25 protein-coding genes and 1 tRNA gene are annotated in these 25977 nt (G+C 48.6%); 15 read left to right on the top strand and 11 right to left on the bottom strand.

From position 1 onward, the window contains the following. Positions 1 to 100 precede the first annotated feature (100 nt). The 4 genes from pdxA (at position 101) to miaA (ending at position 4223) form a co-directional block, all read left to right on the top strand. Positions 101 to 1156 carry a 4-hydroxythreonine-4-phosphate dehydrogenase PdxA gene (gene pdxA / locus ACEVG1_RS14445; RefSeq protein ID WP_374744458.1) on the top strand — a complete coding sequence of 352 codons (1056 nt, stop codon included), beginning with the start codon at positions 101 to 103 and terminating at the stop codon, positions 1154 to 1156. Positions 1157 to 1237: 81 nt separating this feature from the next. Next, positions 1238 to 2659, top strand: coding sequence for a CCA tRNA nucleotidyltransferase (locus ACEVG1_RS14450; protein ID WP_374744529.1), 1422 nt, complete (start codon positions 1238 to 1240; stop codon positions 2657 to 2659). A 68-nt stretch (positions 2660 to 2727) separates the two neighbouring features. Then, entirely contained in the window at positions 2728 to 3309 is a 582-nt protein-coding gene (locus ACEVG1_RS14455; RefSeq protein WP_374744459.1) for a hypothetical protein, read from the top strand. Then, entirely contained in the window at positions 3309 to 4223 is a 915-nt protein-coding gene (gene miaA / locus ACEVG1_RS14460) for a tRNA (adenosine(37)-N6)-dimethylallyltransferase MiaA (RefSeq protein WP_374744460.1), read from the top strand. The genes ACEVG1_RS14455 and miaA overlap by 1 nt, the downstream gene beginning before the upstream one ends. Here miaA and ACEVG1_RS14465 read toward each other — a convergent pair. Together ACEVG1_RS14465 and ACEVG1_RS14470 are read right to left on the bottom strand one after the other, a co-directional pair. Beyond that, a complete protein-coding gene (locus ACEVG1_RS14465; protein WP_374744461.1) occupies positions 4210 to 5280 on the bottom strand; it encodes a branched-chain amino acid aminotransferase in 1071 nt (356 codons plus the stop codon). The genes miaA and ACEVG1_RS14465 overlap by 14 nt on opposite strands. Before the next feature lie 79 nt (positions 5281 to 5359). Further along, the gene (locus ACEVG1_RS14470) at positions 5360 to 5692 is read right to left on the bottom strand and encodes a YegP family protein (RefSeq protein WP_374744462.1); all 333 of its coding nucleotides are present in this window, start codon (positions 5690 to 5692) and stop codon (positions 5360 to 5362) included. A gap of 219 nt (positions 5693 to 5911) precedes the next feature. On the opposite strand from ACEVG1_RS14470, the gene ACEVG1_RS14475 reads away from it, so the two are divergent. Further along, a complete protein-coding gene (locus ACEVG1_RS14475) occupies positions 5912 to 7690 on the top strand; it encodes an OmpA family protein (protein ID WP_374744463.1) in 1779 nt (592 codons plus the stop codon). Between the two features lie 146 nt (positions 7691 to 7836). Here ACEVG1_RS14475 and ACEVG1_RS14480 read toward each other — a convergent pair whose 3' ends face one another. Continuing rightward, positions 7837 to 10479 carry a CHAT domain-containing protein gene (locus ACEVG1_RS14480; RefSeq protein WP_374744464.1) on the bottom strand — a complete coding sequence of 881 codons (2643 nt, stop codon included), beginning with the start codon at positions 10477 to 10479 and terminating at the stop codon, positions 7837 to 7839. Further along, positions 10467 to 12452, bottom strand: a complete 1986-nt coding sequence (locus tag ACEVG1_RS14485) for a PKD domain-containing protein (protein ID WP_374744465.1) — start codon at positions 12450 to 12452, stop codon at positions 10467 to 10469. Before ACEVG1_RS14485 ends, ACEVG1_RS14480 begins: the two co-directional genes overlap by 13 nt. Positions 12453 to 12474: 22 nt before the next feature. Between ACEVG1_RS14485 and ACEVG1_RS14490 the strand changes: the two genes are divergently transcribed. The 7 genes from ACEVG1_RS14490 to ACEVG1_RS14520 all read left to right on the top strand — a co-directional run bounded on the left by ACEVG1_RS14490 (position 12475) and on the right by ACEVG1_RS14520 (position 17598). Next, on the top strand, positions 12475 to 13092 hold the full coding sequence (locus ACEVG1_RS14490; RefSeq protein WP_374744466.1) for an RNA polymerase sigma factor: 618 nt from the start codon (positions 12475 to 12477) through the stop codon (positions 13090 to 13092). Positions 13093 to 13097: 5 nt separating this feature from the next. Continuing rightward, positions 13098 to 13823: a tetratricopeptide repeat protein gene (locus tag ACEVG1_RS14495; RefSeq protein ID WP_374744467.1), complete on the top strand. Its 726-nt coding sequence runs from the start codon at positions 13098 to 13100 to the stop codon at positions 13821 to 13823. A gap of 384 nt (positions 13824 to 14207) precedes the next feature. Next, on the top strand, positions 14208 to 14540 hold the full coding sequence (locus tag ACEVG1_RS14500; protein ID WP_374744530.1) for an ArsR/SmtB family transcription factor: 333 nt from the start codon (positions 14208 to 14210) through the stop codon (positions 14538 to 14540). Positions 14541 to 14600: 60 nt separating this feature from the next. After that, the gene (locus ACEVG1_RS14505; RefSeq protein ID WP_374744468.1) at positions 14601 to 15065 is read left to right on the top strand and encodes a DUF6428 family protein; all 465 of its coding nucleotides are present in this window, start codon (positions 14601 to 14603) and stop codon (positions 15063 to 15065) included. 19 nt (positions 15066 to 15084) lie between these two features. Beyond that, entirely contained in the window at positions 15085 to 15699 is a 615-nt protein-coding gene (locus ACEVG1_RS14510; RefSeq protein WP_374744469.1) for a low molecular weight phosphatase family protein, read from the top strand. Positions 15700 to 15702: 3 nt separating this feature from the next. Further along, positions 15703 to 16761, top strand: a complete 1059-nt coding sequence (gene arsB / locus ACEVG1_RS14515) for an ACR3 family arsenite efflux transporter (protein WP_374744470.1) — start codon at positions 15703 to 15705, stop codon at positions 16759 to 16761. A gap of 3 nt (positions 16762 to 16764) precedes the next feature. Next, positions 16765 to 17598 carry a helix-turn-helix transcriptional regulator gene (locus ACEVG1_RS14520; protein WP_374744471.1) on the top strand — a complete coding sequence of 278 codons (834 nt, stop codon included), beginning with the start codon at positions 16765 to 16767 and terminating at the stop codon, positions 17596 to 17598. Between the two features lie 2 nt (positions 17599 to 17600). On the opposite strand, the gene ACEVG1_RS14525 is transcribed toward ACEVG1_RS14520, so the two are convergent. The 7 genes from ACEVG1_RS14525 to ACEVG1_RS14555 all read right to left on the bottom strand — a co-directional run bounded on the left by ACEVG1_RS14525 (position 17601) and on the right by ACEVG1_RS14555 (position 23554). After that, positions 17601 to 20057, bottom strand: a complete 2457-nt coding sequence (locus tag ACEVG1_RS14525) for a TonB-dependent receptor domain-containing protein (protein WP_374744472.1) — start codon at positions 20055 to 20057, stop codon at positions 17601 to 17603. Positions 20058 to 20503: 446 nt separating this feature from the next. Further along, positions 20504 to 20956 carry a nucleoside deaminase gene (locus ACEVG1_RS14530; RefSeq protein WP_374744473.1) on the bottom strand — a complete coding sequence of 151 codons (453 nt, stop codon included), beginning with the start codon at positions 20954 to 20956 and terminating at the stop codon, positions 20504 to 20506. Positions 20957 to 21028: 72 nt separating this feature from the next. Continuing rightward, positions 21029 to 21694 (bottom strand): flavodoxin reductase, encoded by a 666-nt coding sequence (locus tag ACEVG1_RS14535; RefSeq protein WP_374744474.1) that lies wholly within the window; start codon positions 21692 to 21694, stop codon positions 21029 to 21031. After that, complete coding sequence (gene folE / locus ACEVG1_RS14540; protein ID WP_374744531.1) at positions 21681 to 22070, bottom strand: GTP cyclohydrolase I; 390 nt, start codon at positions 22068 to 22070, stop codon at positions 21681 to 21683. The genes ACEVG1_RS14535 and folE overlap by 14 nt, the downstream gene beginning before the upstream one ends. A gap of 7 nt (positions 22071 to 22077) precedes the next feature. Further along, the gene (locus tag ACEVG1_RS14545; RefSeq protein ID WP_374744475.1) at positions 22078 to 22725 is read right to left on the bottom strand and encodes a sigma-70 family RNA polymerase sigma factor; all 648 of its coding nucleotides are present in this window, start codon (positions 22723 to 22725) and stop codon (positions 22078 to 22080) included. Between the two features lie 2 nt (positions 22726 to 22727). Continuing rightward, on the bottom strand, positions 22728 to 23111 hold the full coding sequence (locus ACEVG1_RS14550; protein WP_374744476.1) for a hypothetical protein: 384 nt from the start codon (positions 23109 to 23111) through the stop codon (positions 22728 to 22730). A gap of 367 nt (positions 23112 to 23478) precedes the next feature. Next, positions 23479 to 23554: transfer RNA gene (locus tag ACEVG1_RS14555), tRNA-Met, on the bottom strand. A 116-nt stretch (positions 23555 to 23670) separates the two neighbouring features. Here ACEVG1_RS14555 and era point away from each other — a divergent pair. The 3 genes from era (at position 23671) to rimM (ending at position 25958) form a co-directional block, all read left to right on the top strand. Continuing rightward, positions 23671 to 24549, top strand: coding sequence for a GTPase Era (era, locus tag ACEVG1_RS14560; RefSeq protein WP_374744477.1), 879 nt, complete (start codon positions 23671 to 23673; stop codon positions 24547 to 24549). A 112-nt stretch (positions 24550 to 24661) separates the two neighbouring features. Beyond that, entirely contained in the window at positions 24662 to 25330 is a 669-nt protein-coding gene (locus tag ACEVG1_RS14565; RefSeq protein WP_374744478.1) for a 30S ribosomal protein S16, read from the top strand. 106 nt (positions 25331 to 25436) lie between these two features. After that, positions 25437 to 25958, top strand: a complete 522-nt coding sequence (gene rimM, locus ACEVG1_RS14570; protein WP_374744479.1) for a ribosome maturation factor RimM — start codon at positions 25437 to 25439, stop codon at positions 25956 to 25958. Positions 25959 to 25977 lie beyond the last annotated feature (19 nt).

Consider the following 25977-nt stretch of genomic DNA (forward strand, 5'->3'; position numbering starts at 1 on the left):
GCTGTGAGCCGAGCAAAAGTAACCTTTTTTTGTAACTTTACGGATTGCACCCTAAAATTCCTACTTTTGGGGCTTTTGGTAGCCAAAGAACACATTGGATATGAGTGATAAACTGAAAATAGGGATATCGATCGGCGACATAAATGGCATCGGACTCGAAGTAATTATTAAGACATTGATAGACAGCCGGGTACTTGAGTATTTCACGCCGGTTGTTTACGGAAGCACGAAAGTTGCCTCGTTCCATCGTAAGGCACTGGGGATTAATGATTTTAGTTTCAATGTGATCAATGAGGCGCAGCAAGCCCATCCAAAGCGGGCCAACATGATCAATTGCTGGCAGGAGGACGTAAAGATTACCCTGGGCGAGGAAAACGAGATTGGGGGTAAATATGCGTTCCTCTCGTTAAAACGGGCGGTTGATGATTTGGTGAAAGGCGAAATCGACGCACTGGTTACCGCACCGATCAACAAACACAATATACAGCGGGAGGAATTTGGTTTCCCAGGTCATACCGAGTATCTCCAAGCAAGGACGGAAAGCAGCGATGCCCTCATGTTTATGATTAGCGAGGAACTACGCGTTGGAGTGGTCACCGGCCACATTCCGGTGAGAGATATCGCGGCGAATATTTCGACAGAAGCCATTGTGTCAAAGTTAGCATTGATGGATGCAAGCCTTAAACGCGACTTCTGGATCCGGAAGCCGAAAATAGCGGTACTAGGGCTAAACCCACATGCTGGCGACAACGGATTAATCGGCACGGAAGACGAAGAAATTATCACGCCCGCTATCGAACAGGCGAAATCAAGGGGGGTATTTTGTTTTGGTCCGTATCCCGCGGACGGTTTCTTTGCCTCGGAGACCTACAAGAAATTTGATGCCGTGTTGGCGATGTACCACGATCAGGGCTTGATACCGTTTAAGCATATTGCCGCGCGCAGCGGCGTTAACTTCACAGCCGGACTTCCGGTGGTACGTACCTCGCCCGATCATGGCACGGGTTATGATATCGCCGGCAAAAATGTGGCATCGGAAATGTCGTTTAGTGAAGCCTTGTTCGCTGCGGTCCATATCGTGGCCCGTAGGCGGGAGCAAGATGTGCTGCTATCAAATCCGTTGGCCGCTAGGCGCTTGTCGCGCGACCGGGACTAAACCCGCCGTGAGGGCGCTGTATTACCCGACGATTATGTATTTTTGCGGTCAAAATACGAATTGCTGATGCCCGAGATAATCATGAGCGACTACCTGGACCACCCTGTGTTCTCACTGCTGAGAGATGTTGCCAGTGAAGCTAAGGTAGCATGTTTTGTGGTGGGAGGGTACGTGAGGGACCGGATCATGGGCCGTGATTTCAAGAATGACATAGATGTGGTTGTGGTGGGTAGCGGTATCGATTTCGCTACGCAGGTGGGTATTCGGTTGGGTGTGAAAGTGGCGGTTTACAAGAACTTCGGTACGGCCTCTCTCCGTTATGGAGAGTTGCAGCTTGAATTTGTGGGCGCACGGAAGGAATCGTATCGGGCAGATTCGCGCAAGCCCATTGTTGAAGGTGGGTCGTTAGCAGACGATCAAAACCGCCGCGATTTTACCATTAACGCCATGGCGTTATCACTTAACACGGCTGACTTTGGAAAGCTACTCGACCCGTTTGATGGCCGTACCGACATCCAACACCGGATTATCCGAACACCGCTCCACCCTAATGAAACCTTTTCTGACGATCCACTTCGCATGATGCGAGCCATTCGTTTTGCCACCCAGCTGAATTTCAAGATTGATGTGCTGGCAGTCAAGGCAATATCGACCAACAAGGAACGCATAAAAATCATCTCGCGCGAGCGCGTAATCGACGAATTGAATAAGATAGTATGGTCTCCGAAGCCATCCATCGGTTTCAAATATTTGTTTGATGTTGGATTGCTGGGGCTTGTTTTCCCGGCGATGGCCAATCTGCAAGGGGTAGAAGTGATCGACGGGAAAGGGCATAAAGATAACTTTTATCACACGCTGGAAGTGTTGGACAATGTGGCCGAGCTCAGTGACGACCTGTGGCTGCGATGGGCGGCGATTATGCACGATATCGCAAAGCCGGCTACCAAGCGCTTCGATAAAAGGCATGGATGGACTTTCCACGGTCACGAGGATAAGGGAGCACGTATGGTGCCGAAACTCTTTGGTGAGCTCAAGTTGCCGCTTAACGAGAAAATGCGGTTTGTGCAAAAAATGGTTGCACTGCACCTCCGGCCCATCGTGCTGGCACAAGATACGGTGACCGACTCGGCCGTTAGGCGTTTGCTGTTCGAGGCCGGAGATGACATCGACAGCCTGATGATGTTGTGCCATGCGGATGTAACTACGAAGAACGAGTACAAGAAAAAGAAATATAGGCAGAACTTTGAACTCGTTAAGCAAAAGCTTAAAGATGTGGAAGAGCGGGATCAGATACGCAATTGGCAGCCCCCCGTTACCGGGCAGGACGTGATGGACGCTTTTGGATTAAGGCCCGGAAAAATGGTAGGTATGATCAAGAATGCAATCCGTGAAGCGATATTGGATGGCGAGATACCCAACAGCGTGGATGAGGCATATCGATTCATGCTAGCCAAGGGAAAGGAGCTTGGGCTGAAAGTGGATGCACAAGACGAAACACGGTAACATTGCTTATAAAAGGATTTTATATAAGTTTGCATAAGTTGACGTAAAACAAACTAGAGGGAAGTATTATGGCTATCTATCGTTTTAGAATTTCATTCGAAGATTACGATGACGTGACCCGCGAAATCGATGTGCTGCCAAAACAGACATTTTTAGATCTGCACCGGGCGCTGCATACCGCAACGGGCTACGACCCCGAATTGCCGTCTTCGTTTTACGTGAGTAACGACCGATGGAAAAAAGGAACGGAAATCGCCTATTTGCCCAACGAATCGAAAAAGGGCCGAGGTGTAGCATTGATGGAAGAGTCAAAGATGAACAAGTTCATTGATGACCCCCACCAGAAGTTTTATTATGTGTACAATTTTGAGCGCCCGCTTGATTTCCACGTCCAACTGATCAAGATATTGAAGGAGGAAGAGGGCAAATCGTATCCGGCACTCTTCAAGAGTGTCGGCCAGGTTCCCAAATTACCCGGCGCGAAGGTTGTGCCGGCAGAAACGTCTAATAAAAAGGAAGACGAGGAATTTGATTTCCTGGGAGAGACCGAATACGGTATCAATGAGGAGGAAGATTTGGATATGTTGGACGAGGAAGAGCAGGAAGAAGGAAAAGAGGAAGGGAACGGCGGGTATGGGGAAGATTATTGATGGTTTCGGCAAAGACATTGGTCTGTGTAGTCGGTCCAACAGCTGTTGGGAAAACGGCATCTGCCATCCGGTTGGCCCAGCATTTCCAAACGGACGTCCTTTCTGCTGATTCTCGCCAGTTTTACCGGGAGATGACCATCGGCACGGCCAAGCCCAGCGACGGGGAGCTAGCTGCGGTGCCCCACCATTTTATCAATTCCCATCACATCACGGAAGACTACTCGGCGGGCGATTTCGAGCGCGATGCGCTGGCGTTGCTCGCGAAGCTGTTTTTGCATCGTGATGTGGTGATACTCGTCGGCGGTTCGGGATTGTTTGTCCAGGCTGTCTGTGAGGGGTTGGACAATCTTCCTAAGCCACTCCCGGGGGTCCGGGACCGCCTTAATAATCTTTATAAGCAATACGGCCTTGCGCATCTGCAGGCGTTGCTTAAGCAGGTCGACCCGGTATATTTTGGCGAAATGGACAACCAAAATCCACAACGCGTCATCCGTGCACTCGAAGTGTATGAAAGTACGGGTATGCCGTTTTCTCATTTCCGGCGTGGACATGCCGCAGCGAGACCATTTGACGTGCTCCATTTGGGCTTGGATACCGATAGAGAGCAGCTGTACCAACGTATCAACGCGCGTGTGGACACCATGATGGCGGCAGGACTACTGAAAGAAGCGAAATCATTGTTGCCGTACCGTGAGAAACCGCCCTTGCAAACGGTTGGCTATGCCGAGCTATTTGACTATTTCGATGGTAGGTGCACGTTGGAAAATGCCGTGGATAGAATAAAGCAAAACACACGGCGATACGCCAAACGACAACTCACTTGGTTTCGGAAAAACAAAACCACCGCATGGTTTGCGCCAGCGGATACCGAAGGAATGATTGCTTACGTCTCTTCCAGGCTCAATCTACTATAACATTCCACCCAAATTCATCCGCGATGCGTCCATAACGTAGGTCGTTGAGGTACTGCAGTACCTTATTCGAGAACTCGCGTTTTGCAGGGTCCGGCAGCGTATAGGTTGTTCCTTCGTAGCCGATTTCGGAGATTGGGGTAAGGGTGGCTGCTGTACCGGCTGCGAAGGCTTCCGTTACGCTTCCGTTTTCGATGCCTTCTATCAGTTCTTGTACGGAGACTTTGCGTTCCTCCGCTTCGTATCCCCAATGCCGAGCTATTTCGATGATGGTACGGCGGGTAATACCGTGCAGTATCGTTTCTGACGATGGTGTAATGATTGTGTCGCCCACACGGAACAGCAGGTTGGCTGTGCCAGCTTCTTCGATGTATTTGTGCTCATTGGCGTCTGTCCACATCAGCTGGTCAAAACCTTCCTCCTGTGCGAGGCGCGTAGGATGGAGTGACAGGGCATAATTGCCTGCATTTTTCGAAAAACCCACACCGCCAGATGCGGCCCGGGTGAAATGCGTTTCAATTTTTAGGCGCAGCGGCTTGTTATAATAGGCACCTACCGGACCGGTGATGACAATAAATTTATACGAGTCGGAGGGATGCACACCCAAGGCGGCCTCCGTGGCAAACATGAACGGACGGATGTATAATGAAGCCCCTTCAAGTTGCGGTACCCACTCGCGGTCGAGATCGAGCAATGTTTTGATGCCTCCGACGAATAGCTCTTCTGACAGTTCTGGCATTTCCAGCCGTGAGGCCGATTTATTGAAACGTTCGAGGTTCTTATCCGGTCTGAACATGCTCACCTTGCCATCGGCGAATTTATAGGCCTTTAGGCCTTCAAAAATGGATTGCCCGTAATGGATGGCCGATGTGGCGGGGCTAAGCGATAGGTTGCCATAAGGCACGATGCTCACATCCTGCCAATGGCCGTTGGCATAGTCGGCCACCAGCATATGGTCAGAAAGAATCTGGCCAAATTTCAGATTGTTGAAATCAACTTGCGGCAGTCTTGACTGTCGCACTTGCTCCACCCGGATTGCTGTTGTTACTGCCTCACTCATAACTATGTATTATTAGGGTGGCAAGTTAGGAAAAAAAGCGGATTGGAAGAAAAGATTTCCTTCCGATCCGCTTCGTGTATCATGCGGATTGGTCGTCCGTCGTTGCGTCGGAGGCATTCCTTTTCACCGATTCGATTCCCTTGTCGCGGCCGGACGCAGACTCATACATTTCGCTGGAACCGATAATCTGACCGTTGCCAGCCTTGAGGTTGAAGAAGAATTTCCCGTTTTTGGCTTCTTTCCGGTCATAGCGATTGTCGTCGGAGGCATTTTTCTTTACCGACTCGATGCCGTTGAGGCATGAGGCTTTGGCGGTATACCCTTCACTCGTGAGGATTACCTCTCCATTGCCAGCTTTCAGGTTGAACTGAAATTCCCCATTCTTACGTGTTGAAATCACAAATTTTCCCATGATCTTACTGATTTTGTGTTACTATAAATTAATAATACCGGTTTCTTGCAACGCTAATTTAAACAACTGTCTTTTAAATCAAAATTAAATTATTGATTCCTTGTTTGTTTTCATTGGTATTAATGAATGCTTGGCAATTTGGTTTTGCGGGGTAACAAATGTAGGTCCCGGATGATATACCTATAAAGAATGCAGGTTTAATCATTAATGAAGACTATTATGAAGAAGGTTTTACAAGGTACATTGGTCATGTTGTCGATATGGCTGATAGGGCATCATTCGGTGAAGGCACAGGACCGCGCCCCCTGGCAGATCGGTTTTTTCGGAGGTGCCAGTGCCCCGTTGGGCACTTATCGCGGGGATACCGCCCGTGCCGATATGGGGTATGTAGGCGGGCTGTTTGCCGATTACTATTTTGGTGGCCGTTTCGGTGTCGGCGTCGATGCACGTTTTATCCGGCATCCGCAGCGGGGAAGTGATAGCTTGATTTTTAGCAATGGATACATGGCTACCGTTTACAGTGGCCCAGCGTACTTCCAACACATTGGTCTGGCCGTTGGGCCTACTTACCAGTTCAAGGCCAAGCGGGTCGCTGTGGATGTGTTTGCGAAGGGCGGGCTGTTGTTGCAACAATTCCCCGATTACCAGCGTGAAATGGTTTACGACATCAAGGACCCCCGGGGCGGTGTGATTAGCCAGTCTACCGTGATCCGGAAAACTGCCAATTCGTCCAATAGAGCTACTGCTTGGATGGGTGTGGGGGGCGTGCGCTTCAACTACGAAGTTGCCCGCAACCTGAGTTTATTTGTTCAAGGAGACTACCTCACCGCCTTCGGCACCCGTTTTGGTAATAAACAGAGCGAATTTTTCATCGAAGAGCACCCCGTATTGAAACCGCTTGAGGAATCGGATTATGTAGACAGCCCGCTGGAGTTTTTTGCAGAAGAACCCCAGCGACGCCGTACGTTTACCCAAGCTGTGAATATGGCCGTTGGCATCAAGTATGTATTCGGTCGAAAAAAAGATATCGAACCATCTGCAGCGCAGCCACCGGCGGCAGAAGATGCGGCCGTGAAACCAAAGGAACAAGCGAGCAAAGATATTGTGGTTGTAGTGAAAGATAAACAGACCGGTTTAGCATTGAGTGGGGTGAAGGTCGTAGTGGAGGGCAACGGTGTTGAATATATTGCTACCACCAATGCTAATGGTGAAGCCGAACGGCTGGTGGCGGCGGCAAGTGGGACATACCGTGTTTCGGGGGTGAAGAATGGTATCGCTGCGACCGAGGCCACCGTTACGCTGGCCGATTTCGAACGGGCTGGCCAAGTGATCTACAAAGAACTGTTGCATGACGACCCGCGGTTTACGTTGGTAGGTGAGACGATTGAATGCGATACCCATACCAAGATGCCGGGTATCAATACGACGTTGACCAACGAGGTGTCTGCCGCCAATATGAGCCAAGTCTCGGATGCTGAGGGCAAGTTTATCTATCAATTGGACCAGCGGGCGGTTTATAACGTCGTGGCCAACCAAACGGGCAAATATTCGCAGACAGAGCGCATAAGCACCGAAGGATTGGATCGCAGCAAAACGCTCTATGTAACCCTTAAACTGGGTGTCTGCGCATTGGAGGAAGGTACCTCTTGGGTGGTCAAGAATATTTTATACGATTTCGACAAGAGCAATATCAGGCGTGATGCGGCACTTGTGCTTGATAACGTAGCCAACACCTTGCAGCAGAACCCGACGTTGCGGATCGAACTGTCTTCACATACCGATAGCCGTGGCAAGGATGCATATAACATGAGATTGTCCCAACGGCGAGCCGATGCCGCAGTAAATTACCTGGCGTCAAAAGGGATCAGCCGTGGGCGGATGATCGCTAAGGGCTACGGCGAAACGCGGTTGGTAAATGCATGCGAAAACGGGGTGGATTGCCTGGAAGAAGATCACGAGCAAAATCGCCGTACCGAAATCAGGGTATTAAGTTATTAATTTCGTCAAACGAGCAGAACGGGTCTCCGCGGTGGGACCTGTTGTGCTTTTACATTATGAAGATCCGATGAAAACATTTGTTAGATATTTTTTCGGCTTTCTATTATTTACACTTAAGTGGGTATTCAGAACACCGTAATGCTCGGTCAATGGATGCGCTTGGTGCGCCACCACGCCCAGCCGACGAGGCAGGAAGCGAGTATTGCGATGAAAATGATGGATAGCCGGTATAATCCAGGGTGAGGGGGCCGTATAACGATGCAGGTATCGGTCCCTGTAAACTGTAGTGATGCCCAATACCACGGGTTTTGCGCAGTCTTGGGGGCAGCAGCTATGTAACGGCGCTTTGCAAGTGCGAGCGCCTCGGCTGGATGGCCCGTTTCGCTGAGAGCCTCATAAAATGACCGGGTGAGTGCGGTAGTAGCCCGGTCGTCAACCGACCAGTAAGCGGCAACCACCCCTTGTACACCTTTACTAAGAAATGCCTTGTTTAGGCTTTCCAGGCCTTCGCCAGGTAACCATTCGCCTGAGGCGGTTTGACAGGCCGAGAGGAAGACCAGCGGTGACGTGGCCCGGGCATATCGGAGCTTACCGAGTGTGAGCGGTTGGTTCAAGGCGATATAAGGGTCGGTGTGGCCATCGGCAACGGCATGGGCCGCGATGTGGATGAGATCACCGTTTTCCAGTGCGTGGAAGAAAGTACTGTCCGTAGCTTCGTCATCCCAAAAGGAAACGGCCCGGAATCGTTTGGCCAAATGTGCCGCTTCTTGGGTAACGGCAGGCAAGTCGCGCAGGCCCGAGGCTGCGTCGTAACGGCTTTTGGCGAAGACCCGTACAGCCGGGTGCTGTTGCATGGATGTATGGTCCGATGCGGTTTGCAGAAGGAAGGTATACGTGTATTGTATGACGTGTCCATGTCCAAGAAATTGCTGGTCGTGTATCAACGCGTCAAAAGGCAACATGAATAGCAAACCATCGGGCGAAATGTTGAGTCGGGCATCGGTATCTGCGTTTAACGAAGGGAGGAGCATGTCTGCTATCCGAGATGCTCGGCGTGTGTAGGCGTGCGGATCGTTATCATATGAGTCTGGGCCGTCAGCGAAGTACGATTTGATGAACCCCGATAATCCGGCGAGGGAATCGGCGGGGACACGGTGGACGGACGCGTGGCGATCCTTAAATGAAGTGACATAAGCATCGCCTACGGGCGTGATGAAATAGCTTATTAACGTTGAAGAATCGGATAGCGTGGTAAGTTGTCGTATGAAGGCACTTGCATCCGGAGGCCCGAACGATTGGTTGAAATGTGTCTCTGTCAATTGGAACTCAAATGCCACTTGTTCGGCTTCGTATGTCAGTCGGCTTTTTTCCAATGAATCCGTGGCTTGGGCAATCGCTTGATAGAGAAGCTGTAATTGTTGGCGCTTGCGCAACTGCGGGTCATCATTATCACGCCACTGCGCGGTACGGTTTATTTCCTGAAGGAGTTGGCGCCCCTTGGAAAGCTCCGTTAACCAGCACAGGGTCTCGGCGAGCGATTGCCGTTTGGTGCTGGCCTGTTCAACCGTGTAGGCATTCCACAACTGATCTGCCGCTTCGCCCAATAAGCCACGATTCCAGGCAGAGTTTTGGTAGTGGCTCTCGTTGCTCACAATTAATTGCTGGGTATAATAAGCGTTTTCGATGGCTTTAGCGTAATAGTGGATAGTGGAATCTGAATGGCCAATGACCGCGTGCGTGCGCGCTAATCCTAAAAGGGCCTCGGTATATGTGTAGTCTGGAAAATAGAGGGTGGGAGACGCGGGAGCGAATGCGTGTAACGCTCGCTTGAAATCCTTTATGGCATCGGTATCGCGTTGGAGCCGGTAGTAGAGGCTGCCGCGGGCATGGTAGTATTTGGCCCGGTCGCGCTGCTTGCTGTCGGGAAAAGTATGTTCCGTTACCTCAATGGCACGATTTAAATAACGGAGTGCGTTGTCCAGCTGTCCCTGCTCGACCGCCAGGACCGCTTGTTGGTGCAACGTATTGGTATACCATATCACGGTATCGCCCACTGGGCTTCGGGAAGCAAATCGTTCTATCGCCAACGCGTTATACCGGCGTGCACTATCTAACCTGCCAAGTTGTTGGTAAGCACTCGCGAGGATATTGTACAGCAGTGCGACAGAGGGATGCCCGCGATCAGTATATTGCAGGCCTTCTTCACAAATGCGCAAGAGACTGTCCGGCCGACCTATTTGTTGGTAGGCCGTGGCAAAGTTGGTAAACAAAGCGGGCAGCTCCGTGTTGTCTCCGCGCCTCTTTGCATGCGTAACCGCCAGTTCGTGAATATGCAGGGCCTTTTGTAAATCGCCGATTTGGGTATACAGGTTACCCAACGGCTTGGCGATATATAGTATGAAATCGGGTTCGGCTAACTGATGGGTAGCGCAGTATTCCATCGCCTGCTCATAATATTTGACACTGCCCAGCAGATTGCCAGCTTCCCGCAAGCCGTAGCCGATGTTCAACAGCAGCCATGCATACATCTCCCGGCCTTCGGCGGTGCCAGGCAGGGCCGGTAGGAGGTTTACGAACGAATCGGGATTATGGATGAATTGGTCGGGATGGTCATAGGCAATGTTGCCCAGGTATTCCAATTGCGTCAGGATCGCTAACGTATCTGCCGGGGGAACCACGGCAAGTATCGCGTCTTGTGGAGGGTTGGCTGCGCGGTGGCAGGCTGTGCAGTTAGCTAACCAAGCAGCCATTACCACGAACGCCACGTATCGCCATCTTAGAATCGCCATGCCGCATATAGCTGGCCGAACTGGCCCTCGTTGCCCCCGAAAGCATAGCGCAGACCTAAAACCGGTCCTAGGTACGTGCGTCCGAAATTGATGTCGGCAAAAGGTTGGATGTGCAACCTGCCCATTGCCATCCGCTCATCGGAATAGGGTAAGCGGGCAGCGAGTTCTCCGGCCGCCGCGAGCAGGTGATACGTTCTTTCCTCCTTGTATTTGGTGTTTATCGTCGTTTCGGCCAGAGCGCCCACGCCTGCGGACACCCAACGGTTGAAGTTGTACCGGAGGTGCAGTGGCACCATCCGCAGTTGGATAAAGCGCGTATGGATATGACGGTCGTACCGTTCGTATTTATACGGCTGTGTGCGGTCCGTTCCGGGGTATGTATATTCAATCTCACCGGGTTCATACAGCGTGGTCGCCTCGGAGGCCCGGTAGGCATTGGCGTATACTTCCACCTGCCAATAGAGCTTGCGATAGGGCGCGATGGGGGCCAGTCCAACACCCAGCATGGGGCCGTTGTTTACGGTGGTCGTCGTTGCATCGCTGTTTGGTGGTTGCAAGAAAAGGTGGTAACCTATGAACACCATCGGCGAGAGGCCCTTCTTGAAGCGTCCGGTAGAGAAATTGGTGGTGATAGGCTCGTTTTTGTCGAAATAGATGTCTGTTCGCCCCCTAAACGATTGGTTAGGCAGTTTCTTTTTAGGACGTACGGTGAAACGGATAAAGCCCTGTGTACTGTCTTTGTCATGCACATCGGGTGCTTTCGATCCGGGAACGGCGATGTTTTTGAAGTGGAATACGAGCGTGTCCGGGCCCTTTAGGCCATACTGGTAACAGGGTGCCTGCTGGGCCGTGGCACAGGAGTCGACCTCGGGATACAGGTTAAGTAGCTGGAAAGAGCTGGGGTCGAGCACCTCAGGGAGTTTGATTTCGAGCCGGATGTTTTTTGCATCGCCCTCACCATCATTCTGGAATTGCACTTTGTATGTCAGCGCTTTGCGCTTCGATAGCAGCCGATAACTGAGACGGGATTGCTTGAGCGACATTTTATTGGGGTCGTGTGACGTAACGATGGGTACATCCAGCCGATGCACACGGGCCGGGCCCTTTTCCGGTACGAAAACGCCGGTAATGGTTACCGTGGCATTGGTGTCGGCCAGCATTTCGGGGGTAATATCCAGGTTAATCAATGAAAACTGTGCATTGGCCCTACCATCTACTTCGTAGGAGGTCACGGTTTTGTAGCTATTGTATAGTTCGGCGAAATAGGCGATAGACTCGTTCCCTTTAAAATCCATTTCTTCGCGGATTCCGTAATCGGGGCTTCCGCTTTGGGTTATGGTTACACTGGGTATGGCGGCCCATAGGCTTTCAAGGGTTTTCGGGTCATCGGCAGGGGTGATGACCTCCTCGTTGTAGGTGGTTTGACCGGCATAGGCAAATCCTTCCGGTCCGAAAATCTTTTCGTTGGTTAGCAAAAATACCCTTCCTTTTTCGGTGGTGTTTATGCCGGCAATCACAACCATATCCTGCCCCGGCAATGCATTGGCATTTTTGGAAAGCTTAAAAGTGCCGTCGGTGTTGAAAAAGTTTTGTTCGGCTACGGAGGCAATCGGCTTCGGTGCCACGTTGGTAGAATCTACATTGATTTTCCTTGTCGGTCGCTTCGGTCGCGGACCATTGTCGTAGTTGTTGACGGTATAAAGCGTCACCGCATAATCGCCGGGTTTGGCATATTGATGCTTGGGCGCCTCTTCGGTGCTAAAATGGCCGTCGCCGAAATCCCATAGGTACGTGTAGAATGGCTGTCGGCCACCCGGGATGCCAGCGAGCTGGGGCAATACCGCTTGGAAGGAGGCTTGGTTTCCGAGGAATTGTACCTCGATTTTAGTTTCGACGGTGTCTACGGCATTGGCGCAAGTGGTGCCGCAAGCAAAGACTAGGGAGAATAGCGCCAGGTAGTGTATTATTGTCATCGTAGTTCAATGGGCGATTTCGGTGAAAAGTAAGAATTTTTTTTATTTTTACATCCATCACATCCAATACATCATGCATCCGGACCAACGATTTATTAATTCGCTGCAGCACAACGACAGTCAGGGGATTGCGGAGATTTACCGCCTATATGCCGATAAGATTGTGCGGATGATTCGCCATAACAATGGGGATGAGGCGGACGCTGCTGATATCCTCCAGGAAGCATTGATAGCCATTTACCGGCTGAGTGCGGATGGAAATTTCAAGCTCACCTGTCCTTTTGAAGCTTTTTTGGTAACTGTCTGCAAGCGGAAATGGTTGAATGTGTTGAAAAAAAGGTCGGTCAACCCCGTAACAAAGTCCTTGGATGAGGGATTTACCTTTGAACGGAGCGACGAGATGGAGGCCAATGGACTCGCTGACCAGTTGGAGCGGGAAAGCACGTTGATGCAGGTGCTGGAATCAATGGGTTCAACCTGCCGTGAGCTCATCAAAGCGTGCATGGGGAAAGAGCACCAGGAAAAAGTGGCAGAGCGATTGGGGCTGACCTACGCGTATTTGCGTAAGAAAAAAAGCGAGTGCATGGCGCAACTGGGAAAACTAGTGAAAGCGCATCCGTTGTTTAACCGTGAACAGTAGACGACATGGACAATTTTTTTGAATCTATCCAAGACTACCTCGATGGTGCTTTATCGCCAGAAGAGCACCAACGTTTTGAACGTGAGCTTGAACGTAACGAACCATTGCTATTGGAAACCGACAACCAGCGGATGTTGAGGGAGGTCCTTGGGAAGCAAGTTGCCGCAGCGCCGATGATCCCACTGTTGCGAAACACGTTGAAAGAGGTGAGCGATCGACATTTCGGCAGCGTACGCAAGAAAAAGAAAATCACCGTGGTACGGTGGCTGGCGCCTCTTGCAGCAGCGGCAGTGATTTTGGTGGTAGTTAACTTTATGGGTTGGTTTGCTGCAGATTACGATGCGCTTCCTCCTATGCCTTCTTCGGTAACACGCGGTGCTGTGGACGATAGCGCCGTTTCGCAAGCCACCGAAGCCTACAATGTGGGAGATTATTTGCAAAGTATCGGTTTGTTCCGGCAATTAATGGCGGCAGACCCGACCGTAGCACGGTATCCCTACTATTTGGGGTTAAGCTACATCGGAAATGAAGATTACCAACGGGCGATCGAGCAGTTGCAAGCCGTCGCTGATGGAAAATCGGTATTTGCCGAAGACGCCTGTTATTTCACCGCGGTAGCGTTGTGGAAGTTGGGTAAGGACAAAGAAGCACTTGTATATATGCGGAAAGTAACCGAAGCCAGCGAATACTACCGGAAAGCCGAGAAATTACGTAACAAGTTGGACAACTAGGTCTTATCTAGCAAGGTCGACGGAGCAGCTTTGTAATGTGTGGGGGGACGGGCGAAAAGAAAAAAGATTTGAGCTGAGGTTTTGCGTTAAATGTTAGCCCAAACGTTGTGCCAACAAAATGAAAAGAGGCCACCAACTTTCGCTAATAACTTCATTTTCAGTGTGTAGGTGGGTTGTCAGATGTCGAGCTTTTTGGAGGATTACCAGGCAGTATTAAACACAAAGAATCTGATAGAATAAGCAGAGCACAATATTTCAATCAAACTGCCTTTCGTCGACAACAAATGCCTTTCTCTCATTTACCTGCAAACATCAACAAACAAAAAATAATTGTTCGGTATTAAAAACTATTATCGTAATATTGCGATACTAAAAAACAAGGACATGGGACTTACTAAAACAGAAATATTTACGGACGGACAGAACAGATTGGCTGCTTTGTTTAAAGCCTTGGGGCATCCGGCAAGGATCGCCATCCTTCAGTATATCATCAATCAGAAAGCCTGTATCTGCAATGATTTGGTCGATGAATTGGGATTGGCACAGGCCACCATTTCACAGCACTTAAAAGAGCTAAAGCGCATTGGTATTATCCAGGGAACGATTGAGGGCAAATCCGTTTGCTATTGCATTGATGAAAAACTGTGGAAACAAATCCAAGCGGAATTTAATGTGTTCTTTAACCAAGAGGTAAAAGTAACTGGTTGCTGCCCGTAATATTTTTTAACTCTTATCATCGTAATATTACAATATATTGTTTAATATAAATTTACTTTCATGAAACTATCAGCAATCAAAGAAATCCTGCCAACACTGGACAGTGTCGAATTTCAGCTAGCCAATGGAACCTTTGTTCCCGAACACTTCCACGTGACGGAGATCGGACAGATCACCAAACATTTTATTGATTGCGGCGGTGTTATCCGTACAGAGAAAGCCGTAAATTTCCAACTGTGGGATGCCAATGATTACGAGCACCGATTGAAGCCCACCAAGCTGTTGAACATCATCAAGCTATCAGAAGAAAAATTGGGCATAGCGGATGCCGAAATAGAGGTAGAATACCAAACCGAAACAATCGGCAAATTCGACCTGGATTTTGACGGCCGGCATTTCATCTTAAAGAACAAACAAACAGCCTGTTTGGCAAGCGATGCCTGCGGTATTCCGGAGGAAAAGCAACGCATAAAATTGGTGCAACTGAAAAGCGATTGCTGTTCACCTAATTCGAGACATTGTTAACTAATAAAAACGAACCGCAATGTATAAGAATTTAGCTGAAACCCTAAAGGGGATTATTGACGACCAAACAGTAAGCGAGGAGCGTAAGGCCATACTTCAACCGCTGATAGACTATGTACAGCAGAAAGCAAGTAGCGGTGCGGATATAAACATCAATTTCATCTGTACCCATAATTCGCGTAGAAGCCATTTCGCACAGGTATGGGCGCAGGTGGCAAGTGCATACTTCAATATCCCGAGTGTACATTGCTATTCTGGCGGTACGGAGGAAACGGCACTATTCCCGAAAGTAGTGGAAACATTGGGCGACCAAGATTTTCATATTTTCAGGATTGCGGAAACCGAAAATCCGGTATACGCTATAAAATACGGGGATAATGCCTTGCCAATCATCGGGTTTTCTAAGAAGTACGATGACCCTTTCAACCCTTCATCGGCATTTGCCGCTATTATGACCTGCTCGCAGGCCGATGGCGGATGCCCGTTTATTGCAGGTGCGGAAAAGCGAATACCCATTACATTTGAAGACCCCAAGATTTCAGACGGTACGCCCGAACAGGCACAGATATATGCTGAAAGGAGTTTGCAGATAGCAAAGGAGATGTGCTATGTTTTTTCAATGATTAAAAGTTAGCCGATGCAACCGAAATTAAAGTTCCTTGACCGTTACCTTACCTTATGGATATTCCTTGCGATGGCGGCTGGCGTAGGCTTGGGTTATTTTTTTCCGAACATTTCCAATGCTACCCATGCTTTCTCCGTAGGCACGACCAATATCCCTTTGGCGATAGGGCTTATATTGATGATGTACCCGCCATTGGCTAAGGTGGATTATTCGTTGTTGCCCAAAGCACTTAAAGACACCAAAGTAATCGGCATATCGTTATTGCTGAATTGGATTATCGGTACGGTACTGATGTTTGGTTTAGCCGTTTTGTTCTTACGGAACGAACCCGATTACATGACAGGTCTGATATTGATTGGTTTGGCAAGGTGTATCGCAATGGTCATCGTATGGAGTGACTTGGCAAAAGGGAACAGGGAATATACGGCATTATTGGTGGCACTGAACAGTATCTTTCAGATAATAAGTTACAGCTTCTTTGTTTGGCTGTTCATCAACGTATTACCAAACAAATTAGGCCTAGCCAATTTCAACGTAAGCGTATCAATGAAAGATGTTACTGAAAGCGTGTTGATATATTTGGGTATTCCTTTTTTCGCAGGTTTTATTAGCCGTTATGCACTTGTAAAGCTAAAAAGCATAGAATGGTACAATAGAAAATTCATACCCAAAATATCACCGATTACTTTGTATGCCTTATTATTTACCATCGTATTGATGTTCAGTCTGAAGGGCGACACGATATTGGAGTTGCCAATGGATGTCCTAAAGGTAGCTATACCGCTAGTCATCTATTTCGTTTTGATGTTTTTCGTGAGCTTCTTTATCAGCAAATCATTGAAGGTTCCCTATGGCAAAAACGCATCCATTGCATTTACCGCCACAGGAAATAATTTTGAACTGGCGATCGCCGTATCGATCGCGGTATTTGGCATCCACTCGCCACAGGCATTTGTGGGCGTCATCGGCCCACTTGTGGAAGTGCCGGTACTGATACTGTTGGTAAGGGCAAGCCGGTGGCTGAAAAAGCGATATTATTTAAATTTATCTACCTTTAGAACGAAAATATGATCAATGGGAAAAACCGTACATAAATACTTTACTATCAAGGATAAAACCGAGCCGCATCAGCACATTAAAATCGCGGAGTTTCGGAAAAATGTGCGTAAAACCAATCCCCATAAGCACAACAACTACTTTGAATTCGTTTTCCTGGTACGGGGCAGCGGTTCGCACACCATCGATGGTAGGGCGTATATCGTAAATCCCCCGGTTCTGTTCATTATTCGCAGAGATCAGGTGCATCATTGGGAGCTTGATGACGAGCCGGAAGGATATGTACTGATCATCAAAAAACAGTTCATCGATGATTGTGTTGACAAGGCATTGAAGGAATTCTTGTTGCGGATGAGCGGCCATAGTTGCTTTTATCTGGAAGACGCCACCCCCGTCACAGCGTTGTTCGGACTGTTGCTGGCTGAGTGGCAAAAACCGGCTCACGGAAACGCCGAGGTGACGGAAGGCTTGCTCAAGGCTCTTTTAGGAATTTCGTTGCAACAAGCACCCTATCCCAAGAAGCAGTCCAGGACCAAGACGGATATCTACCAGCGTTTTGAAGAGCTGCTCGGGCATACCGACACGCTTCATAACAGCGTGGCCCATTATGCGCTGTTGTTAAATACGACCCCTCAGAACCTGAACGCAGTCTGCCGCAGAGCAACCGGTGAGCCAGCGGCTTCGGTACTGGCGGCACACCTGCTGGGGGAGGCTAAACGTCTCCTGCTTTACACAGATCTAACCGTAGGGCAGATCGCGGCCCGTCTGAATTTCAAAGATGGCTCACATTTCATCAAGTACTTCAGGCGACATATTGGATCTACCCCTCATGCCTTCCGGCAATTGGAATAGGCCTAGAACTCTTTCTCGCCGAATTCGCTAGCAGGTAACTTGATCTGTCGGGTTAGTCGGTTCAGGTTAAACGAAAGGTTGAGCATGATCACATCGGTTTCATAAATATAATTGGTTGTGGTATAAAAGTCAGGCGCCCACGTAGTAATCCGCTGCTCGTTGCTCGGCAAAATACCCATCCCGATGTTCTGCCATTGCACCAGTGCCGTCAGCGCACCATCCATAAACGTATGCTTCAGCGAGAGATTGGGGGAAAGGAAACGTGAATCTTCCCCCTGTACGGTCGGTCTGGCAGACAGGTAATTGACGTTGCCCTGGATACTGAATTGCCTTGTCAGCTGAAAATTGACGTTGCCATTGATCGAATACACCCATGCTTGGTTCTCACGGGTTTCGACGTAATCCAAAACAATCCCGGTTGTGCGGCTATGGTACACGTTGGCGCCCAGGTACAACTGCGCCCATTTTGCCAGTGTATAATTGGTGCCGAACTCAAAGCCAATGCGGCTCGCCCGATTGGCATTGGTAAAGACACGGTTCAGAATGGTATCGGCAAATACACTGTTGACACGTTGGATGGGATTTTTGATATCCTGAAAATAGGCCGTTGCAAAAAATGAACCCTGTTTAAATTCGTTGATAATCCCGAGTTCAGCCAGGTAGATAAACTCAGGCAACAGATTTACGTCACCTTGTTCCAGTGTTTCCGAATGTTCCCGTTCGGGAATAGGGTTTAACTCAAAATTACTGGTACGTTGCACCCGCCGGCTTACACCGGCTTTGACCTTCCATCCGTCATCAAAATTATACAGCGCGCTGGCAGAAGGGAAAAAATTGTGCAATGCCAGTAGGTACCTATCATCATTGATGGAGTGGACATCCAAATCGCGATTGGCATATTCATAGCGCAGGCCACCGCTATATTCCAGCCGGGCGACCTTGCCCGAATACTGTGTGTATACCGAATGAATTTGGTTGATTGCCTTTACATCGCCCGTGAACTCAGGTGCTGTCGAGAAGCCGGTTTCACCGATTTCCTTTACCGAATATAAGAATTGTCCATCCTGGATATCCAACCGGTACTGATAGCCGCTTTCCAAAGTTCCTTGTCCGATGGGTATCGCAGCGTCAATTTTCCCACGGAATCCATCCAGCGGGTTCCGGTAAGTGCTTACCGTATTTTGTGTCGTATCGCCCGCCGCGATATTTCGGTTAAGGGTCGAGCCATTCAGGCCGGCATGTTCATAGAGCGTAGAAAAACTAAGCTTGGTGCCACTTGAAAAGGTATGGCTATAATCGAGATTACCCAAGAGAAAATCACCCTGCTTATTCTGGAGGTTGGCATTGAAATACCGATGTCGTCCAATGACGGTACCGGTACCAACTTCAGTTGTGACGTTGTCATAATCAATGTCTGCAATCCGATCCTGGAATTTATGGCCGGCGAAGAAACCGGCGGATAGCTGGTTACGGGTGTTCGGCGTGAAGATGACGTTGAACCGCCCGCCGTAATTGTATTTGTCGAAACTGCGTTCACCATAGGAGGGGAACGAAGTCTTTCGGCCGCCAATGATGGTAAAGACGTCCCCATCGCGGAGACCGGCATTGTCATTGCGGAGGTAGTTGGCGCTTGCCGAGATATCCCATTTGCCTTTCCGAAAGTTTGCCGTTACATCGGCGCCGTAGCGCTGCTGCCTTTCGGCATTGCCATAGTCATTGGAGGATGGTGTTCCCCCCTGGATATTAGCGATAAGCGCAAATCCATCAGCCACCCCTTTTTTGACCGTCACATTAATGATACCGCCCCTGCCGTCGGGGTCGTATTTCGCTGAGGGCGAGGTAATCAATTCGACGTTTTCAACCTGGTTTGCCGGAAGCTGACTAAGGACTGTGGCCGCATCGGTCTGTACAGGTTTTCCGTTGACCAGCACGAGGAACCCCTGGGCACCCCGCATAGTGATTTGGCCCTGACCATCTACCGAAACCGACGGCATGTTACGGATCACGTCGATGGCCGTACCTCCCTTGGCAGCCTCGAATTGCTCCGCCCGGTAAACCTGCTTATCGATTTTGTTGACGCTTTGCAGCTGGCGACCCGTCACTTGCACTTCGTTGAGAAATTGCGGGTTCAATTTGAGTGCAATACGGCTCAAATCGACGACTTGTTTATCTCCAACCATTTGGCGCGATGATTCAGCAGTCTCATAACCTAAAAATTGCAGCCGCACGAAGTAATCACCTGGCTTCACCTTATCAAATAAAAAGCTGCCGTCTGATCCGGAGAGCTGACCGTTAACCAGAGAGGAATCTTTGGCAAGATGCAATGACACGCTGACAAAAGCTAAGGGACTTTCGGCCATCTTATCAAAAGCGACACCTTTGACGGATCCTGTTTGTGCGATAAGCTCCCCTGTCAGTAAAACCAGTACGCAGGCGAGCAGCAGGTATATTTTCTTCATTCTCTGTCCGAGATGATGTTGATAGCTAATTAAATATTGAACGCAGCAAAGTTAATTGGATAACCTGTCGATTTATGGTTTATTTGAAAATATGGCGGTACAAACCAAACGTAAAGGAGTCTGTCTGAATTGGTCACGGCAGGTAAAGTTACTAGGTAATGATAGTGTCGATTTTGTTGTAAAATTCGCTCTTGAATTGCCTTTAAAGTGGGTTTATTCGGATTATAATACCGAGTAATTATTTTTAGCGAATTACGGCACTATTCTTAGTGGTAGGGGAACTTTACAAATGTCAAACTTTTTAGCCGACTACGAAGCCATTATGGATACGAATAACTTCTTCGAATAAACACGTTGTTCAATCAGTCTGTTTCTACGTCGGAGGCAGTTTTTTTGACCCCAATATGCAAATACAAAGGATTTGTCATAGGACAACCATAACCAAGTCATTGGTGCAAGCTTGCACACTCCTTTTCCAATATACCGTGTATAACGATAGGTGGCTTTGTCCACCTTTGAATGGTCGCATCCAACAGCAGCGGTAATTGGGAACTGAATCCGCCGATCTCACCTGTTGTAAGTCCAATGACGACCATTGGTATTTTCGTATGTCGTATCACATAGGAGCACATAATACACGGCTCATGTGTGGTATACATAATGCAATCTGATAGGTCCTGTTTTTCAATCTGTTTTGTGGCATGGCGTATGGCTTCGATCTCGGCGTGGAAGGTAATGTCCCCGTGTGCTTTTCCGCCTTCAATCCCTTCCCCGATGACGGTGCCGTTCTGAACGATTATCGAACCGACTGGACTCTCTCCACGTTGCCGGGCAATTTTGGCGAGGTTTATGCATATACCCATGTAGGATTCGTGTTGCTTTAATTTTATATTTTCCATACGGACAGTTGCTACAAAAAACTGTTACAAAGCGGCGCCAACAGTTGAAACAACAACCTTACATGATAGTTGTCAAAACGTCTCTTTCACAATCGCACCACCTGTTATTCCCAGGGAGGAGAGCTGTTGTTCAACGGCCTGCATCATGGGGTCGGGCCCGCAGAGGTAGACATGTTCCAGGTGTCCGTCCATATATTGTTTAATCAAATCCGCCGAGATGTAACCATGCCGAAAGTCCGCGTTTTCTTCATCAGATAGTACATTGATGAAGTTGTCGCCCAACAGCCGGCTGAACCAATCTTCAAGGATAATATCCGCTTTGGTTTTATTGGCAAAGATAAGTTTATTATTACCGATTCTGTTTTCCTTTTCAAGCTGTTTCAGGATGGCAATGAAAGGTGTGACACCGGCACCGCCTGCAATGAAAATACCCTCGCCTTTATAGGCGATATCTCCAAAAATATCGTGGATAATCAATTCATCCCCTTCGGTAAGTGAAAGCAATTGTCCGGTTACGCCATGGCGTGCAGGATAAGTTTTGATTGTAAACGCAATGTGATCATCGTCTGGCAGGGAAGTAAATGTAAATGCCCTCATTTCCTGCTCCCAGCCCTGCTTGCCGATGGATATATCTGCAGCCTGCCCGGGGGTATAGGTTATTCCAGCTGGTTTCTCGGCGGTTATCCCCAGCACATCATGCGTGAGGTGTACGGTAGATAATATTTTAATGCGCTCCATTGTATATTATATTAGTATCGTGTATATGTGATAAAAATTCTTGTTTTATAGCTTGATCCTCGAATTGCCCCGAGTAACTGGCTGTGACGGTGCGGCTGTTGGTGTCTTTGATGCCCCTCGATGCTACACACAGATGGTCGGCCTCTATAACGACCCCCACATCGTTATGCCGCAAGGCTTCTTTCATTGCGGATGAGATCTGCATGGTCAGCCGTTCCTGCACCTGCGGGCGTTTGGCGTAATACTGTACCAACCGGTTGATCTTGGATAGGCCGATGACCTTGTCGTAGGGAATATAGGCGACGTGTAATCGGCGCGAAGCGGTGTATCCGTTACGGTATTGACCGGATTGATGGTTGTAATTTCCTGCATAGATAGCATAATCAAAGTCCGTTTATTTCCTTCATGACATTTTCCACCATAGCATCGCAGTAAATCAGGTTGAACTCGAACAGTTCACTGGCGGAATAGGTCTTTTCTATTTCACCGCGCAGCATAGTCTTTGCCCTGTTTAACCGTACCTTTACATTAGCCTTGCTGATGTGGAGCATTTCGGCGGTTTCCGCCACATTCAGTCCGTTTATCTCCCGCAGCGAGAAGACCATCCGATAATCAAGGGGGATTTTCCCAAGCGCGTTTTCAATAATATGCCCCAATTCATGGTTCTGGACGATGCTGTCCGTATCGCTGTGAGTATGGGTAAACATGGGTGTCGATTGGTCGTTTACATCCTGCATGACTTCGTTCTTAAAACCTGACTTTTCCTTTTTCCGGTAGCAGTTATTCATCATGATACGGATAATCCATGTTTTGAAATTAGCGCGGCCTTCAAACTGCGACAGACTCCTGTATGCGTCAATAAAGGTTTCCTGCATGAGGTCCTGCGTGTCCTGGTGATTGTAGTTGTATGACCGGCCGATTTTGTACAGATAAGGGTTGAACCGCCGAACAATAATTTCATAGAGGGCCTTTTCGCCGCCCATAACCCGCCAAATGATTTCTGCTTCGGTTAATTTTTCAGATGGGACCATGTTTATGCTACTATTTTGGCAATCCTCGCCATTGACAGGGCAGCGATTGCCATCACCAGGTCACGCACAGCAACATCCACATAATTGAAGCCGGCCAATAGCGTGAGGGCGATGACGGTGAGCCACGCAGCCACAATGTATCCGCCAATCTCGGGTTTTTTTAGCACAATGAGGCCGGCAACGATTTCAATAATGCCCACAACCATCATAAAGGTTGCTGCTGAAAATGGCAGGAGGCTAGCCATTGACGGGTTCAGGTACTGGTCCCAGTGGGTAAGCAGGTTGGTAAATTTGTCCGCCCCCGCTACGATGGGTACGATAACAAAGGTGTACTTTAACAGGTTGAATGTTTGTTTTAACGATTGCTGTGCATTTTTCGATTCCATGACTTTTCGTATTTATATGTTACTGGATGGTTAGGGTGAACATGGACCAGAAAGGTTACAAAAAAGCCACGAGTCCTTAAAAGAAGTCGTTACATCTACTATTGATGCAAGCGGAAAATATAGCTATGGCAAGGGTATATGCTACATACGGGGTCTTGAATTGCCTTTAAAGTGGGTTTCTTCGGATTATAACACCAAGCAACGCACCCAGTTTTACGCTGCCCTTCAGGCATTAGTTACAGCACGAAAACAGGTAAAAGTCGAACCACAGAAATAAATCCGTTGCTTTTTGTATATTGCTTGTTGTTAGTGATTTGTGACAAAAAGAAAAGGCTTTCAGATGTACATCTAAAAGCCCTATTCTTGGTGGTAGCGGGGATTGGACTCGAACCAATGACCTTCGGGTTATGAGCCCGACGAGCTACCAACTGCTCCACCCCGCACTATCGTTTCTTTATGTTGAACCCCTGCAATCGCTGCGGGCTTTTTCAATTCTTTTTCCGAATTGGACTGCAAAGATATAATTTGTTTCTTTGCAAAGCAAATAAGATTGAAAAAAATGCCATACAAAGCAGGTTTCGTTAGTATTATCGGAAAGCCCAACGCGGGTAAGTCTACCTTAATGAACGCGTTGGTGGGTGAGAAGATGTCGATCATCACCCCCAAAGCCCAGACCACCCGACATCGCATTATTGGCATTGTCAACGAGCCGGAATACCAGGTTGTTTTTTCGGATACGCCCGGTGTAATTAAACCGGCGTATACATTGCAAGCATCCATGATGAATGCGGTGCAGGGGTCATTAATTGATGCAGATATCATCTTATTGGTTACCGATATACACGAACGGTACGATGAAAGCGATATCATCGAAAAACTCAAGAAAACGGAATCGCCGGTAGCCGTACTGATTAATAAAATCGACAAGTCCACGGCAGAGGAGGTGCAAAACAAGATCCGTTACTGGCAAGAGACGGTAGCTCCGAAGGTAACCTTGGCCATATCTGCGCTGCACGACCATAACATCCAGGCGGTGATGCAGTTTATCCTCGACCATCTGCCGGAGCACCCTCCTTATTACGAGAAAGATGCTCTTACTGACAAGAATGAGCGTTTTTTCGTCTCGGAGATTATCCGCGAGAAAGTATTTAAATTGTACGAAAAGGAAATCCCTTACAGCACGGAAGTGGTTATTACCGCATTCAAAGAAGAGGAGCATATCACCCGCATAAGCGCTGAAATCATTGTCGAACGCGATTCGCAAAAGAACATCATCATTGGCAAGGGGGGTATCATGATTAAAAAGGTAGGTACCTATGCGCGGCAAGACATCGAGGAATTTCTGCAAACAAAGGTGTTCTTGGAGCTTTTTGTGAAAGTAATCCCCGATTGGCGGAAAAAAGATAACTACCTGAAGCGGTTTGGTTATGAGCGGTAGGCCGAAAAATAAAATGCGCGGAATGCTTAGTTATCAAATAATTAATTATCTTTGCAGCCCCGCAGCAAAACGCTACCGGGGACTATGTTGGATACATAATTAACAAAAAAGAATGGCAGTTAAAATTAGATTGCAAAGACACGGTAAAAAGGGGAAACCTTTCTACCACGTAGTGGTGGCCGATTCACGTTCACCGCGTGACGGTAAGTTTATCGAGCGTATCGGCTCGTACAATCCCAACACAAATCCCGCTACCATCGATTTGAATTTCGATAAGGCACTCGATTGGTTGGATAAAGGAGCGCAACCCACGGATACAACCCGTGCGATTCTATCGTATAAAGGGGTCCTTTACAAAAAGCATTTGTTGGGCGGCGTGAAAAAAGGCGCTTTTGATGAAACGGCTGCGGATGCCAAATTCGAAGAATGGCTGAGCGCTAAAGAAGCGAAAATACAAGGTAAGCAAGACAACCTCGCAGAGAACAAGGCAGAAGCTAAGAAAGCTGCTTTGGCTGCTGAGGCGAAACGCAAAGCTGCGGTAGCTGCCGCGGTAGCTGCGAAGAACACACCACCGGCGGAAGAAACGCCTGAAGTTGAAGAAGTAGAAGCAACGGCTGAAGAGGCACCAGCGGTAGCAGAAGAAACGGCTGCTCCTGCTGCTGAAGCGACCGAACCTGCTGCGGAAGAAGCTGCTGAAACGGCTGCTCCTGAAGCTGCTGCCGAACCAGAAGCCGCCGCCGAAGAGGCCCCTGCTGACGAAGAGAAAAAAGCTGAAGAATAAACGTTTATTCATCCAGCATGGAAGAGGCCGCTCAGGAAGGAAACCAAATCCATCCCGAGCGGCCTTTCTGTTTTGATCAACAATAACAAATTAGCAGCATTTCGAAATGGAAATAGCAGACCATTTTTATATTGGGTATATCAGTAAGACACGCGGGCTCAAAGGCGAGGTACAGTTGTTCTTCGAGTTTGAGGACTATAAAAGTCTGGAGCTCGATGTGTTGTTCCTGCAGGTTGGTGGCAAGTTGGTGCCTTATTTCGTAGCGAACGCCAATGTATTGCCTAACCGTACCGCCTACCTGTTCTTTGATGATGTGAATCATATTGATGCCGCAAAGTCGCTAGTGAGAAAGCACGTTTACCTGCCGAACAATAAGTTTCCTGAACGCCACCCCGACGATTTTCGGTTGACTGATCTGAAAGGGTATACGGTAGTGGATAAAACATGCGGTACGTTGGGCGAAATCAGTGAGGTACACCAATACCCGCAGCAATTTGTGGCTACGGTGATCCACAAGGGGAATGAGGTGCTGTTCCCGTTAACCGATGAATGGATGTTGTCCATCGATAAGGAAACCAACACGCTCGAAGTCGATTTGCCCGAAGGGCTGATCGATATCTATTCTTGAGTTCCGTCGGCGTACGCCG

The sequence above is a fragment of the Parapedobacter sp. 2B3 genome (assembly GCF_041925275.1).
Classification (GTDB): Bacteria; Bacteroidota; Bacteroidia; order Sphingobacteriales; family Sphingobacteriaceae; genus Parapedobacter; species Parapedobacter pyrenivorans_A.

Excerpts from the sequence above, each read along its gene's own strand:
- ACEVG1_RS14505 (WP_374744468.1), top strand. The coding sequence starts at position 14,601 with ATGAAACTATCAGCAATCAAAGAAATCCTGCCAACACTGGACAGTGTC.
- ACEVG1_RS14495 (WP_374744467.1), top strand. The coding sequence starts at position 13,098 with ATGGACAATTTTTTTGAATCTATCCAAGACTACCTCGATGGTGCTTTA.
- ACEVG1_RS14545 (WP_374744475.1), bottom strand. The coding sequence starts at position 22,725 with ATGGTCCCATCTGAAAAATTAACCGAAGCAGAAATCATTTGGCGGGTT.
- ACEVG1_RS14465 (WP_374744461.1), bottom strand. The coding sequence starts at position 5,280 with ATGAGTGAGGCAGTAACAACAGCAATCCGGGTGGAGCAAGTGCGACAG.
- ACEVG1_RS14485 (WP_374744465.1), bottom strand. The coding sequence starts at position 12,452 with ATGACAATAATACACTACCTGGCGCTATTCTCCCTAGTCTTTGCTTGC.
- ACEVG1_RS14525 (WP_374744472.1), bottom strand. The coding sequence starts at position 20,057 with ATGAAGAAAATATACCTGCTGCTCGCCTGCGTACTGGTTTTACTGACA.
- ACEVG1_RS14470 (WP_374744462.1), bottom strand. The coding sequence starts at position 5,692 with ATGGGAAAATTTGTGATTTCAACACGTAAGAATGGGGAATTTCAGTTC.
- ACEVG1_RS14535 (WP_374744474.1), bottom strand. The coding sequence starts at position 21,694 with ATGGAGCGCATTAAAATATTATCTACCGTACACCTCACGCATGATGTG.
- ACEVG1_RS14510 (WP_374744469.1), top strand. The coding sequence starts at position 15,085 with ATGTATAAGAATTTAGCTGAAACCCTAAAGGGGATTATTGACGACCAA.
- ACEVG1_RS14550 (WP_374744476.1), bottom strand. The coding sequence starts at position 23,111 with ATGGAATCGAAAAATGCACAGCAATCGTTAAAACAAACATTCAACCTG.
- ACEVG1_RS14500 (WP_374744530.1), top strand. The coding sequence starts at position 14,208 with ATGGGACTTACTAAAACAGAAATATTTACGGACGGACAGAACAGATTG.
- ACEVG1_RS14455 (WP_374744459.1), top strand. The coding sequence starts at position 2,728 with ATGGCTATCTATCGTTTTAGAATTTCATTCGAAGATTACGATGACGTG.
- pdxA (WP_374744458.1), top strand. The coding sequence starts at position 101 with ATGAGTGATAAACTGAAAATAGGGATATCGATCGGCGACATAAATGGC.
- miaA (WP_374744460.1), top strand. The coding sequence starts at position 3,309 with ATGGTTTCGGCAAAGACATTGGTCTGTGTAGTCGGTCCAACAGCTGTT.
- rimM (WP_374744479.1), top strand. The coding sequence starts at position 25,437 with ATGGAAATAGCAGACCATTTTTATATTGGGTATATCAGTAAGACACGC.
- ACEVG1_RS14565 (WP_374744478.1), top strand. The coding sequence starts at position 24,662 with ATGGCAGTTAAAATTAGATTGCAAAGACACGGTAAAAAGGGGAAACCT.
- arsB (WP_374744470.1), top strand. The coding sequence starts at position 15,703 with ATGCAACCGAAATTAAAGTTCCTTGACCGTTACCTTACCTTATGGATA.
- ACEVG1_RS14480 (WP_374744464.1), bottom strand. The coding sequence starts at position 10,479 with ATGGCGATTCTAAGATGGCGATACGTGGCGTTCGTGGTAATGGCTGCT.
- ACEVG1_RS14520 (WP_374744471.1), top strand. The coding sequence starts at position 16,765 with ATGGGAAAAACCGTACATAAATACTTTACTATCAAGGATAAAACCGAG.
- era (WP_374744477.1), top strand. The coding sequence starts at position 23,671 with ATGCCATACAAAGCAGGTTTCGTTAGTATTATCGGAAAGCCCAACGCG.
- ACEVG1_RS14475 (WP_374744463.1), top strand. The coding sequence starts at position 5,912 with ATGAAGAAGGTTTTACAAGGTACATTGGTCATGTTGTCGATATGGCTG.
- ACEVG1_RS14530 (WP_374744473.1), bottom strand. The coding sequence starts at position 20,956 with ATGGAAAATATAAAATTAAAGCAACACGAATCCTACATGGGTATATGC.
- ACEVG1_RS14450 (WP_374744529.1), top strand. The coding sequence starts at position 1,238 with ATGAGCGACTACCTGGACCACCCTGTGTTCTCACTGCTGAGAGATGTT.